Genomic DNA, 13149 nt, shown 5'->3' on the forward strand with positions numbered 1-13149 from the left:
TTGATCAGATAAACCCTGATGATCTGCAGGGGATGAACAAAGGATTTTTCGCCCGTTTGTTTAAAAGGGTATCCGGTTCTGTGCAGGAAGTGCTTTCGAAATATCAAAAGACAAGTGTGCAGATTGAGCGTATCAGCAGAAGGCTCGAACATTCTAAAAATGTGCTGTTGAGTGACAATAAACTGTTAGATCAACTGTACGCCCAAAATAAACAATACTTCTCTGACTTAAACCTTTATATAGCGGCGGGTGAATTAAAATTAGATGAGCTGAAAACAAAGCTGATTCCCGAAGCGGCAAGAAAAGCCGAATCACGGGAACACAATCAAATGGCCGCGCAGGAAGTGAATGATCTTCGTCAGTTTGCTGACCGTCTGGATAAGAGAGTGCATGATCTGCTTCTGAGCAGGCAGATTACGCTTCAGAGTGCGCCGCAAATCCGTTTGATTCAAAACACGAATCAGGCACTGGCGGAAAAAATTCAGTCCTCCATTGTTACGGCTATTCCATTATGGAAGAATCAAGTTGCCATCGCGCTGACGCTTATGAGACAGCGGAGTGCGGCAGATGCGCAGCAGAAGGCAGCTGATACGACAAACCAATTGCTGCTGAAAAACGCTGAACTTCTGAAAACAAGTACAGTCGAGACAGCCAAAGCTAATGAGCGCGGCCTTGTTGAGACAGATACCCTCAAAAAAGTGCAGGAAAGCTTAGTCAGCACACTTGAAGAAATCATGTCTATTCAAGAAGACGGCAGGATGAAACGCAAACGTGCCGAAGAGGAGCTTGTTATCATGGAAGGCGACTTGAAAAAGAAGCTGCTTAATATGAAGCCCGGCCGTGATGACGGCTAGCTGGCAAAAAGTCTTAGCTTTAAGTTGGCTCACAGGCACGATATAATAAGAAAGACAGGCAAAGGATTTGTTTAAAAATGGACACACCTTTATATACAGCGCTGATGAAGCATGCGCACCGAAATACGTATTCTTTTCATGTTCCGGGACATCACAATGGAGATGTCTTTTTTGATGAAGCCAAATCTGTATATCAATCTCTCTTATCTATTGATATGACTGAGATCACGGGGCTTGATGACTTGCATCACCCGACGGGAGTCATCAAAGAAGCACAAGATTTGGTGAGCAGGCTTTACGGCTCTCAGGAAAGCTTCTTTCTCGTCAATGGAACGACCGCCGGCAACCTGGCGATGGTTTTGGCTGTTTGCGAACCGGACGAACCCATTCTGATTCAGCGTAATTGTCACAAATCTGTTTTTCATGCGGTGGCAATGGCCGGAGCCAAGCCGGTGTATTTGGCGCCGGAAATTGATAAAAATATGCATGTGCCGGCCCATGTATCCCTTTCAGTCATCGAAAAAGCGTTAGCGTCATATCCGAATGCGAAAGGCCTTGTTCTGACCAATCCGACTTACTACGGGCATGCTGCCGACTTGACTGCGGCAGTTAAAAAAGCTCATTCATACGGCGTCCCTGTACTGGTAGACGAGGCTCATGGTGCTCACTTTGTGTTGGGTGAACCGTTCCCGCCTTCATCATTGGCTATGGGGGCGGATGCCGTTGTTCAATCGGCTCACAAAACGCTTCCGGCTATGACGATGGGGTCTTACTTTCATTTAAACAGCAGCCGGATTGACAGAGATCGATTAACCTATTATTTAAGCAGTTTGCAAAGCAGCAGCCCGTCATATCCGATTATGGCATCTTTAGATACGGCGCGCGCTTATATACAGGATATCGCTGAAAAAGGGACACTCCCTGTTCATATAGCGCACATTGAGCAAATAAAACGGAACTTCGCATCAATTTCTTCTATTGAAGTGATCGAGCCCTCCGGATATGGGATCAAAGCGGACCCGTTAAAATTCATTCTTCGGTCAAAGCTCGGACATTCCGGCTATTCATTACAAAATATTTTGGAGAGCGAAGGCATTTTTGCCGAGCTGGCTGACGAGTATCAAGTATTGCTCGTACTGCCGATAGGCGGCCGGCGGATGATCAAACAGGAAACCGTAAAAAATATACAGCAGAAACTGGAGAATACACCGCCCGATAGACTGCCGGAAGCAGTGGATTGGACATTCCCATCGATTACGACACTTGAATATCCGCAAAATGAAATGCGCAAGTTTGCAAAAGAGCTTACGGATATGAATAAAGCGGCCGGGCGCTTGCATGCGGGGAATATTATTCCTTATCCTCCGGGAATCCCGCTTATCATGGACGGCGAACGGATAACAGAAGAGATCGTACAAAAGCTTTCCCATTTAATCGGCATGGATGCGCATATTCAAGGCTTGTTAAACGGGGAACAATTACTTGTTTATACAGAAGAGGAGAAATCATGAGCGGTTTATTTATTACATTTGAAGGTCCTGAAGGTGCAGGAAAAACGACAGTGCTTCAGGAAATAAAAGATATTCTGTCGGCAGAGGGGCACCCGGTGACAGCGACAAGAGAACCGGGCGGCATTGACATTGCTGAGCAGATCAGAGAAGTGATCTTAAATAAAAACAATACACTGATGGATGCAAAAACGGAAGCGCTCCTTTACGCCGCGGCCAGAAGACAGCATTTAGTCGAAAAGGTGCAGCCTGCATTGAAAGAAGGGCGCATTGTACTGTGTGATCGTTTCATCGACAGCTCTCTGGCTTATCAAGGCTATGCGAGAGGGCTGGGCATTGATGAAGTTTTTTCTATTAACCGGTTTGCAATCGGCGATACGATGCCTGATGTCACCATCTATTTTTCTATCGATCCGGAAGAAGGGCTGAAACGGATTACGTCGAATGATTCAAGAGAAAAGAATCGTCTCGATCTTGAGGCGCTGCACTTTCACACGAAAGTACGGGAAGGGTACCAAAAGGTCATGCAGCGTTTTCCGGAAAGATTCCATACAATCGACGCATCGAAAAAGAAGGAATTCGTCATTCAAGACGCGCTTCAGGTGATAAATGAGGCATTGAAAAAAATTCAGTTGTGACCTGTTTCTCATAAGTTGATATAATGAATGTAACGACAATGTTCTTTCCAACCTAAAGGGGGCCTAGAGAATGAAATTAATAGTGGCAGTGGTGCAGGATCAGGACAGCAACAGGCTTTTGAAAGTGTTAACCGACCACAACTTCAGGGTGACGAAGCTTGCGACAACAGGCGGATTTCTTAAATCAGGCAATACGACGTTTATGATCGGAGTGGAAGATATCCGTGTCGATAAAGCGCTCAGCCTCATTAAAGAGAATGGCTGTAAACGTGATCAGATGATTGCCCCGGTATCCCCGATGGGCGGGAATGCGGATTCTTACGTTCCATATCCCGTCGAAGTGGAAGTCGGCGGAGCGACGGTCTTTGTCCTTCCGGTCGATGAATTTCATCAATTTTAAGGATTTGATGACGTGAAAATAAATTCTGACTTACGCACCTTTATTGAGAAAAAGCAGCAGCCTGCCTATAAAGCGGCAGAGCTTTCCGGAACTTTTAAAAGTTCAATGGACAGCCAAAGCAGTAAGCTGAAATTTGATCAGCTGAGCAGGTTCTTAACGGATATAGAAACGTTCGGGAAAAGACTGACGAAGTCGAGGAACTTCAAAGACTTAGCGAAATTCAAAGGGCTGGTGAAGCGTTTTGTAAAAGAGGCCGTAGACAGCGGGTTATCGCATGAGACGGCGAAAAGCTTCGACCTGTACGGCAGCAGCCGGACCCTGGGACTTGTGAAAGAAATAGATGAAAAACTGATTCAGCTGACGGAAGAGATGTTGGATCAGGAAAAACCGGCAATTGATTTGCTGGATCGAATCGGAGAAATAAAAGGTTTATTGATTAACCTTTACACATAGAGAGTGATACAATGGAAATATCATGGAAGGAAATGACCGAGCAGCAGCCCAGAGTGATGCGGCTTTTGCATAATAGCATTGAAAAGAAAAGGCTTTCTCACGCATATCTGTTTGAAGGCAAAAAAGGTACGGGCAAATTGGATGCCGCACTGCTTCTCGCAAAAAGCTTTTTTTGCCTTGAAGCCGGGACTGAGCCTTGCGGGGAGTGCCGGAACTGCAAGCGTATTGCATCCGGAAACCATCCCGACGTGCATGTGGTTCAGCCCGACGGACTATCAATTAAAAAGGCTCAGATCCAATCGCTGCAGGAGGAGTTTTCTAAAACCGGACTGGAATCGCATAAAAAACTGTACATTATATCCCATGCGGATCAAATGACGACAAATGCAGCAAACAGTCTGCTTAAATTTTTAGAGGAGCCGAGTCAAGACACCATCGCAATCCTCATTACTGAGCAGCTCCACAGAATACTGGATACCATCGTTTCGAGATGCCAGGTTCTTCCGTTTCAGCCGCTTCAGCCGAAAGCGATAGAAGAGAGACTGATTGAACAGGAAGTAAGCCCTCACATGGCCAGACTCTTAGCAAATATGACAAATAATATTGCGGAAGCAGTCGAATTAAGTCGAAATGATGAGTTTGCAGAGTCCAGAGCGAAAGTGATAAAATTGTATGAAGTCTTACATCAGCGGAAAGGACATGCCTTTTTCTTCATTCAGGATCAGTGGGTGCCCTTTTTCAAAGAAAAAACCCATCAAGAAATGGGTCTTGATATGCTCTTATTGATATACCGTGATGTATTATCCATCCAAATTGGAAATGAAGATAAACTGATTTATCAAGACTTATTCCAATCAATAAAACAGCATGCGCTGCAATTTACACAACAAAGCGTTACGAACCAAATTCTCGCTGTTTTAGAAGCAAAAAAACGGCTTCATTCCAATGTGAATGCGCAGGGATTAATGGAGCACTTGGTGTTAACGTTGCAGGAGGGATAAGCTTGTACAACGTAATAGGCGTCCGCTTTAAAAAAGCGGGAAAAATTTATTATTTTGATCCGAACGGATTTGATATAGAACAGGACAGCTGCGTCATTGTTGAAACCGTAAGAGGTGTCGAATACGGACAGGTTGTCATCGCAAATAAACAAGTGGACGAGCATGATGTTGTGCTTCCGCTTCGAAAAGTCATTCGCGTTGCTGATGAACGCGATCTTCTCATTGTAGAAGAAAACAAACAAGAGGCCCTGTCCGCTTTTGAAGTCTGTCAGAAAAAAGTGGCTGAGCACGGCTTAGATATGAAACTGGTTGATGTTGAGTTTACGTTTGACCGCAATAAAGTCATTTTTTACTTCACAGCCGACGGACGGGTTGATTTCAGGGAATTGGTCAAAGACTTGGCTTCTATCTTTAAAACAAGAATCGAATTGCGCCAAATCGGCGTGAGGGACGAAGCGAAAATGCTCGGCGGTATCGGCCCGTGCGGAAGAATGCTTTGCTGCTCCACGTTCCTCGGTGATTTTGAACCGGTGTCCATCAAAATGGCGAAGGATCAAAATTTATCGTTGAATCCAACAAAAATTTCGGGTCTGTGCGGCCGTTTGATGTGCTGTTTGAAGTACGAAAATGATGAGTATGAGACGGCAAAAGAACAGCTGCCGGATTTAGGCGAAATGATTACGACGGCAAACGGCCCCGCAAAGGTTGTCGGTCTTAATATTCTGGAACGGGTGCTTCAGGTGGAACTGAAGAATCGTGAAAAAGTGATAGAATATACTTGGGAAGAGCTCTTGGAAGAGGGCGTCGTATCCGCACAAACCACAGATTAACGAGGTGTGGAACCTTGGATAAAAAAGAGTTAATTGATACTGTCATAAACCTGGAGGAACAAATCGGTTCGCTGTACCGTCAGCTGGGTGACTTAAAGCAGCATATCGGCGAAATGATTGAAGAGAATCACCATCTGCAGCTTGAAAATAAGCATTTGCGGAAGCGGCTTGATGACACGACAGAGCAAATTGAGAAATTCAAGGCCGATCAGAAAGAAACAAAAACACAGAAGGCAGAGCAGAGTGATATAGGAGAAGGGTACGATAATTTGGCCCGGCTGTATCAAGAAGGCTTTCATATTTGCAACGTCCATTATGGGAGCGTCCGCAAGGGAGATTGCCTTTTTTGTCTGTCCTTCTTAAATAAAAAATAAGGAAAAGGCTTCCGCTGATGTCGGAAGCCTTTTTCAAAGAGTGCCGAAAGGAATAAGATTATGGTTTCATTACGTGATGATGAAAGATTGGATTACTTATTAGCAGAGGATATGAAAATTGTACAGAGCCCGACGGTTTTCGCTTTTTCATTAGATGCCGTGCTGCTGTCAAAGTTTGCATACGTTCCGATTCAAAAGGGTAACATCGTTGATTTATGTACGGGAAATGGAATTGTGCCGCTTTTGCTCAGCACAAGATCAAAAGCGGATATCACAGGGGTTGAAATTCAGGAGCGTTTGTATGATATGGCGCTCCGAAGTGTCGAATACAACGGGCTGGGCGGTCAGATCAACCTCATTCATGATGATCTGAAAAATATGCCGGATAGACTCGGACATAATAAATATGACGTTGTCACTTGCAACCCGCCTTATTTTAAAACACCGAAAGAGGCTGAGCAGAATCTGAACGAACATCTCAGAATCGCAAGGCACGAAATTCTTTGCACGCTTGAAGATGTGATTTCCGTCAGCAGCAAACTGCTGAAACAAGGCGGAAAAGCGGCTCTCGTTCATCGGCCGGGAAGGCTTTTGGAAATCTTTGAGTTAATGAAAGCATACCGAATAGAACCGAAACGGGTGCAGTTTATTTATCCGAAACAGGGTAAAGAAGCGAATACCATTTTGGTTGAAGGCATTAAAGGCGGCCGCCCTGATCTCAAAATTCTTCCTCCGCTGTTTGTATATAATGAACAAAATGAATATACGAAAGAGATCCGCACCATTTTATATGGAGACGAATAGTCATTTCTTTTATGTGCTGCTGTGCAATGACAACAGTCTGTATGCCGGTTATACAAATGATCTGCAAAAACGGCTGAAGACCCACAATGAGGGAAAGGGCGCGAAGTACACAAGGGCGAGAAGGCCTGTTTCGCTATGCCATGCGGAATCATTTGAAACAAAACGGGAAGCGATGCAGGCGGAATACCGTTTTAAGCAGCTGACCCGAAAGAAAAAAGAACAATATATAGAAGAAAAACGAAACAGCAAGGAGGCTGTATATGTTAAGTCGCCAGATGAGTTTTAATGGAAAATCTGAAATGGGAATTCTTTATCTTGTTCCTACACCGATCGGCAACTTGGAGGACATGACCTTTCGTGCAGTGGAGACGCTGAAATCAGTCGATGTCATAGCTGCCGAAGATACCAGACAGACGAAAAAGCTGTGTCACGTCTATGACATAGAAACATCTCTCACCAGCTATCATGAACACAATAAAGAAAGCAGCGGCCATAAAATCATTGAATGGCTGAAAACCGGAAAGAATGTGGCACTGGTCAGTGACGCCGGTATGCCGACAATTTCCGACCCGGGAGCTGAGATTGTAAGAGATTTCACCCAAATCGGCGGATATGTCGTTCCGCTTCCGGGAGCAAATGCGGCGTTAACCGCGCTGACCGCATCAGGTATCATCCCGCAGCCGTTTTTCTTCTATGGATTCTTAAACAGACAGAAAAAAGAAAAGAAGAAAGAACTCGAAATCCTGAAAAAACGGCAGGAAACAATGATATTTTATGAAGCGCCGCACAGATTAAAAGAAACATTAACAGCAATGCATGCCGTTTTGGGAAATCGAAACATCGCCGTTACGAGGGAATTAACGAAAAAGTACGAGGAATTCATCAGAGGAACGATCGCCGAAGTAATTGAATGGGCAAATGAAGACCAAATCCGCGGTGAGTTCTGTCTCGTTGTCGAAGGCAATCAAGCCGCTGAACCGGACGAAGACGACACCCCCTGGTGGGCTGAGCTTTCTGAAAAAGAGCATGTGGAACATTACATAAATGAAGGGGCTTCTTCCAAACAGGCTATAAAACAAACAGCGGTCGATCGGGACGTGCCGAAACGCGAGATCTATGACGCTTATCACATTCAATCATAAAAAAAACCGTTCTTGCGTCACAACAAGAACGGTTTTTGTATGAAATAACTTATTTTTGGTTTTGAAGCTGGTTTTGAATTTCAGAGATGATTTGCTCAGCGCCTTCTTTGCTGAGTACCAATTTGCCGCCGGCAAGTTTAAGGTTATCATCAGAGACTTCACCAGTTACTTGGCAAGTCATGTTTGGTTTATATTTTTTAAGGATGATTTTTTCATCATCAACATAAATTTCAAGAGCGTCTTTTTCTGCGATGCCCAGTGTACGGCGAAGTTCGATAGGGATAACTACGCGTCCAAGTTCATCAACTTTACGTACGATACCAGTAGATTTCATTAACAGTCTCCTCCCGAGAGATAATTATTTGTAGTTTATATTTTTCTTCGTCATTATTCGACAAAATTCCTTACATTCCTAGCATAACAAGGTTTCCAATAATCGTCAATCATTTTGTTTACTATTGTTTGTAAGAATTAGTTCTTATAGTAAGTAAAGCCTTGGAAATCCTGAAATAACAGGCTTTTTGACTGCTTTTTCGAACCTATTATCCTACAGAAAATCCTTTTAAATCAAGACTTTCGAACCAAGATGTTTTATATTAGTAGATTATATACGACAAAATTCGACATGTTAAGACTTTTTTTAATTTCAATAAAAATTTTTAATTTTATTTACTCTTTTACGCGCAGTACGTATATATCCTTGATCTTAAAGGCTAAGATGGTATCATAGATAGAGGACAAATATCAATATTGTATATCAAATAAAACCGCTCTCGTCCTTTGGGCGTGAGCTTTTCGACATTCTGAATGGGAGGTTGCAACATGCCGCAAGACAATAATACTTTTTATATTACGACCCCGATATATTATCCGAGCGGAAAATTACATATCGGCCATGCTTATACTACAGTGGCCGGCGATGCAATGGCGCGTTACAAAAGATTAAAGGGATTTGACGTTCGCTACTTAACCGGAACGGATGAACACGGACAAAAAATCCAGCAGAAAGCGGAGGAGGAGAATATCACGCCTCAAGCGTATGTAGACCGCGCTGTTGCTGAAATCCAAAAATTATGGAAGCAGCTCGACATTTCTCACGATGATTTCATCCGGACGACGGAAAGCCGGCACAAAGAAATCATTGAGAAAGTGTTTCAAAAGCTTCTTGATAATGGTGATATTTATCTGGATGAGTATGAGGGCTGGTACAGCATTCCTGACGAAACATTCTATACTGAAACACAGCTGGCGGATGTGGAACGAAATGAGAAGGGCGAGGTTATCGGCGGAAAAAGCCCGGACAGCGGCCACCCTGTCGAATTAATCAAAGAGGAATCATACTTCTTCCGTATGAGCAAATATGCAGACCGCCTGCTGAAGTTTTATGAAGAAAACCCTTCATTTATCCAGCCGGAATCACGCAAAAATGAAATGATTAATAACTTCATTAAACCGGGTCTTGAAGATTTGGCCGTTTCCAGAACGACGTTTGACTGGGGCGTAAAAGTGCCGGGAAATCCGAAGCATGTCGTGTATGTATGGATTGACGCATTATTCAACTATATTACAGCGCTCGGTTACGATACGGAAAATGACGAGCTTTACAAAAAGTACTGGCCGGCTGACGTCCACCTTGTCGGTAAGGAAATTGTCCGTTTCCACACCATTTACTGGCCGATTATGCTGATGGCGCTTGATCTCCCGCTGCCTAAGCAAGTCTTCGCGCATGGCTGGTTATTGATGAAAGACGGAAAAATGTCGAAATCAAAAGGAAACGTTGTTGATCCGGTAACGTTGATTGAACGTTACGGCTTGGATGAGCTTCGTTATTACCTGCTTCGCGAAGTGCCGTTCGGTTCAGACGGTGTCTTTACGCCGGAAGGTTTCGTAGAACGGATTAATTATGACTTGGCAAACGACTTAGGAAATCTTCTGAATCGTACAGTCGCCATGATCCAAAAATATTTTGACGGTGAGATTGGTTCATATGAAGGAAATGTGACCGATTTTGATCAAGAGCTTTCTTCTGTAGCCGGAGAAACGGTTCAAGCTTATGAAAAGGCAATGGAAAACATGGAGTTTTCAGTAGCTTTATCAACGCTATGGCAATTGATCAGCCGTACGAACAAATATATTGATGAAACTGCTCCGTGGGTGCTGGCAAAAGATCCGGAAAAAGAAAAAGAATTACGCTCTGTCATGTATCATTTAGCTGAATCATTGCGTATTTCGGCCGTACTTCTTCAGCCTTTCTTGACGCAAACACCTGAAAAAATGTTTGCCCAGCTCGGAATTGAGGATCAGTCTCTTAAAGCTTGGGACAGCATTCAGACATTCGGCCAATTAAAGAACACAAAAGTGAAAAAAGGGGAACCGCTTTTCCCTCGTCTTGAAGCTGAAGAGGAAGTAGCTTACATCAAGCAAAAAATGCAGGGTACTGCTCCTGTGAAAGAAGAAAAGGCGGAAGAGCCGCAAGAAGCTGAGCGCCTTCCTGAAATTACGTTTGATCAATTTATGGATACAGAACTTCGCGTTGCAGAAGTCTTGTCCGCAGAACCGGTGAAAAAAGCGGATCGTCTGCTGAAACTGCAAATTGATCTTGGCTTTGAACAGCGCCAAGTTGTATCAGGTATCGCGAAACATTACACACCGGATCAGCTTGTGGGAATGAAAATCATTTGTGTAACGAATTTAAAACCGGTAAAACTGAGAGGCGAGCTTTCTCAAGGGATGATCCTCGCAGGAGAATCTGACGGTGTCCTCAAGGTTGTAGCTGTCGACCAGTCATTACCGAAAGGCACTAGAATTAAATAATAAGGGGCAAAAGGTGTTTCACGTGTAACATTCCGTCGAACACCTTTTGTTTTTCAACAAGAAAGGAGTTTTTATAATGCTTTTTGATACACATGCGCACTTAAACGCCGAGCAATTCGACACAGACCTAGAGGAAGTCATTGCGCGTGCAAAGGCTGAAAAGGTTGAACGAATTGTCGTTGTCGGATTCGACAAACCCACTATCACGCGGGCAATGGAACTGATTGAGGAATATGACTTTATTTATGCTGCGATCGGCTGGCATCCGGTAGACGCAATCGACATGACAGAGGAAGATTTAACATGGATTAAGGAACTGTCCTCTCACGAAAAAGTCGTGGCAATCGGAGAAATGGGTCTTGATTATCACTGGGACAAATCACCAAAGGATATTCAAAAAGAGGTGTTCCGAAAACAAATCGCGCTCGCCAAGGAAGTGAACCTTCCAATCATCATTCACAATCGCGATGCAACGGAAGATGTTGTCACGATTTTGAAAGAGGAGGGAGCTGAAGAAGTCGGCGGTATTATGCACTGCTTTACGGGCAGCGCGGAGGTTGCGCGGCAGTGTATGGATATGAACTTCTATATCTCATTCGGAGGACCGGTCACCTTCAAAAATGCGAAGAAAGCAAAAGAAGTGGCAAAGGAAATTCCGAATGACCGTTTGCTGATTGAAACGGACTGTCCTTTCCTGACACCGCATCCTTTCCGCGGCAAACGAAATGAGCCAAGCTACGTGAAATATGTTGCGGAACAGCTCGCTGAATTAAAAGGACTGACGTATGAAGAAATTGCTTCGATTACAACTGAAAATGCAAAAAGACTTTTCCGCATGAACTGACAGAATGCGCTGTCGTAACATGTAAAGGCTTGTCCCATTCAGAGGATATGTCAAACAGTTCTACAAGCTTCCTTCTTCTCATAAGATAGGTTGTCGATATCTCTTTCTTCCTTTTTTTGCTTTGTTTTTGCATAATGAGGGATACGCTGAAGGTTTTTGATCTTCGAGATGGGAGGGTTGACAGCATTTTAGATACTCTATATAATCTCTCCGAGGAGAAGGAGGCGTTTTTCATCACACAAAAAATGAAAAAACTGTTTTCCGTAAAGCTTGGTAAAAGCAAGGTTATTCTTATTGCAGCTATTATTCTGCTGGGAGGAACCGGGACTGCATACGGGGCGCATGAGCTCTCAAAACAATCAGTCTCTGTTTCCACCAACGGCAAGAAACAGCAAATACGCACTCATGCAAAAACAGTTGGGGAACTTCTGGAAGATTTACATATAAAGACGAGAAATGAAGACCGGATTACCCCCTCTAAGCAGACAGCATTGGCAGACAACATGAATGTCGTGTATGAAGCTGCAAAGCAGATCCGCGTGACAAGAGGCGGAGAAGAAAAGACTTTATGGTCAACGGCAAAAACAGTCGGCGCATTTCTAGACGAACAGCATACACCTGTGAATAAGCACGATAAAATAGATCCGGCAGCAGATACGAAAGTGACAAACGGCATGAAAGTCACGGTAGATCCGGCTTTTCAGGTCACTGTAAATGATGCGGGAAAGAAAAAGAAAATATGGACGACTTCGACTACGGTCGCTGACTTTTTAACGCAGCATAAGATGGACATGAAAGACGAAGATAAAGTAAAACCGGCATTACACGAAAAGCTCACAAAAGATCAAGCCGGCATACAAATCACTCGTATCGAAAAAGTCACCGATGTAGTTGAGGAAAAAATAGCGTATCAAGTGAAAGAAAAAGAAGATGCGTCACTCGACAGCGGGGAAGAAAAGATCGTTCAAAAAGGAAAAGAAGGCAAGCTTAAAAAGCATTTTCATGTTGTCAAAGAAAATGGAAAAGAAGTATCAAGAAAGCTTGTTAAAGAAGAAACATCTGAAAAAAGCAAAGACCAGATCATTGCGGTCGGCACAAAGCGGCACAGTCCCAAGATTGAGCAGCTAAGTGCAAAGGCATCTTCGGGCGAAGCCGGATCTTCCGGTAAAGTGATTACCGTGTCTTCCACGGCATATACCGCAAGCTGCAGCGGCTGTTCCGGCCATACGGCTACAGGCGTTAACCTGACAAGCAATCCGAATGCCAAAGTCATTGCGGTAGACCCAAGCGTTATTCCGCTCGGCACAAGAGTCCACGTAGACGGATACGGGGACGCTGTGGCAGCTGACACAGGCTCGGCCATTAAAGGAAGACGGATTGATGTCTTTTTCCCTGAAAAATCATCGGCTTACCGCTGGGGGAAGAAACAGGTCAAAATAAAAATCTTAAATTAATTCCGATTCATTCAGAGGGTTTTGCGCCCTCTG

General features: G+C 44.0%; 15 protein-coding genes (1 of these 15 only partly in view). 14 read left to right on the forward strand and 1 reads right to left on the reverse strand.

Going from position 1 to position 13149, the window contains the following annotated elements:
- The 11 genes from QRX25_RS00195 to rsmI all read left to right on the forward strand — a co-directional run.
- Positions 1 to 854, forward strand: the 3' portion of a protein-coding gene (locus QRX25_RS00195) for a toxic anion resistance protein (protein WP_115998362.1). Its footprint begins 262 nt before the window's first position; 854 of the gene's 1116 nt are visible here — the last part of the coding sequence; the start codon falls outside the window, past its left edge; the stop codon is at positions 852 to 854.
- Between the two features lie 77 nt (positions 855 to 931).
- A complete protein-coding gene (locus QRX25_RS00200; protein ID WP_212100044.1) occupies positions 932 to 2365 on the forward strand; it encodes an aminotransferase class I/II-fold pyridoxal phosphate-dependent enzyme in 1434 nt (477 codons plus the stop codon).
- Positions 2362 to 3000 (forward strand): dTMP kinase, encoded by a 639-nt coding sequence (tmk, locus tag QRX25_RS00205; protein WP_045513456.1) that lies wholly within the window; start codon positions 2362 to 2364, stop codon positions 2998 to 3000. Before QRX25_RS00200 ends, tmk begins: the two co-directional genes overlap by 4 nt.
- 70 nt (positions 3001 to 3070) lie before the next feature.
- On the forward strand, positions 3071 to 3400 hold the full coding sequence (darA, locus tag QRX25_RS00210) for a cyclic di-AMP receptor DarA (protein WP_004264734.1): 330 nt from the start codon (positions 3071 to 3073) through the stop codon (positions 3398 to 3400).
- Between the two features lie 12 nt (positions 3401 to 3412).
- Entirely contained in the window at positions 3413 to 3853 is a 441-nt protein-coding gene (locus tag QRX25_RS00215) for a YaaR family protein (RefSeq protein WP_065980523.1), read from the forward strand.
- 11 nt (positions 3854 to 3864) lie between these two features.
- Entirely contained in the window at positions 3865 to 4854 is a 990-nt protein-coding gene (holB, locus tag QRX25_RS00220; protein ID WP_212100047.1) for a DNA polymerase III subunit delta', read from the forward strand.
- Positions 4855 to 4856: 2 nt separating this feature from the next.
- Positions 4857 to 5684 (forward strand): competence/sporulation regulator complex protein RicT, encoded by an 828-nt coding sequence (gene ricT / locus QRX25_RS00225; protein ID WP_065980525.1) that lies wholly within the window; start codon positions 4857 to 4859, stop codon positions 5682 to 5684.
- A gap of 14 nt (positions 5685 to 5698) precedes the next feature.
- Entirely contained in the window at positions 5699 to 6058 is a 360-nt protein-coding gene (gene yabA / locus QRX25_RS00230; RefSeq protein ID WP_013350748.1) for a DNA replication initiation control protein YabA, read from the forward strand.
- A gap of 60 nt (positions 6059 to 6118) precedes the next feature.
- A complete protein-coding gene (locus QRX25_RS00235) occupies positions 6119 to 6862 on the forward strand; it encodes a tRNA1(Val) (adenine(37)-N6)-methyltransferase (RefSeq protein WP_212100050.1) in 744 nt (247 codons plus the stop codon).
- Positions 6849 to 7148 (forward strand): GIY-YIG nuclease family protein, encoded by a 300-nt coding sequence (locus tag QRX25_RS00240; protein ID WP_065521836.1) that lies wholly within the window; start codon positions 6849 to 6851, stop codon positions 7146 to 7148. The genes QRX25_RS00235 and QRX25_RS00240 overlap by 14 nt, the downstream gene beginning before the upstream one ends.
- Positions 7123 to 8004, forward strand: coding sequence for a 16S rRNA (cytidine(1402)-2'-O)-methyltransferase (gene rsmI / locus QRX25_RS00245; RefSeq protein ID WP_212100053.1), 882 nt, complete (start codon positions 7123 to 7125; stop codon positions 8002 to 8004). Before QRX25_RS00240 ends, rsmI begins: the two co-directional genes overlap by 26 nt.
- A 49-nt stretch (positions 8005 to 8053) precedes the next feature.
- Here the strand turns inward: rsmI and abrB are convergent, their stop codons facing one another.
- Positions 8054 to 8344 (reverse strand): transition state genes transcriptional regulator AbrB, encoded by a 291-nt coding sequence (gene abrB / locus QRX25_RS00250; protein WP_169510469.1) that lies wholly within the window; start codon positions 8342 to 8344, stop codon positions 8054 to 8056.
- Positions 8345 to 8826: 482 nt separating this feature from the next.
- Between abrB and metG the strand changes: the two genes are divergently transcribed.
- The 3 genes from metG to QRX25_RS00265 all read left to right on the forward strand — a co-directional run bounded on the left by metG (position 8827) and on the right by QRX25_RS00265 (position 13116).
- Complete coding sequence (metG, locus tag QRX25_RS00255) at positions 8827 to 10818, forward strand: methionine--tRNA ligase (RefSeq protein ID WP_115998365.1); 1992 nt, start codon at positions 8827 to 8829, stop codon at positions 10816 to 10818.
- Positions 10819 to 10894: 76 nt separating this feature from the next.
- A complete protein-coding gene (locus tag QRX25_RS00260; protein ID WP_212100057.1) occupies positions 10895 to 11662 on the forward strand; it encodes a TatD family hydrolase in 768 nt (255 codons plus the stop codon).
- 134 nt (positions 11663 to 11796) lie between these two features.
- Complete coding sequence (locus tag QRX25_RS00265) at positions 11797 to 13116, forward strand: G5 and 3D domain-containing protein (RefSeq protein ID WP_212100060.1); 1320 nt, start codon at positions 11797 to 11799, stop codon at positions 13114 to 13116.
- Positions 13117 to 13149 lie beyond the last annotated feature (33 nt).

Source organism: Bacillus sp. L381 (genome assembly GCF_030284525.1).
Taxonomy (GTDB): domain Bacteria; phylum Bacillota; class Bacilli; order Bacillales; family Bacillaceae; genus Bacillus; species Bacillus amyloliquefaciens.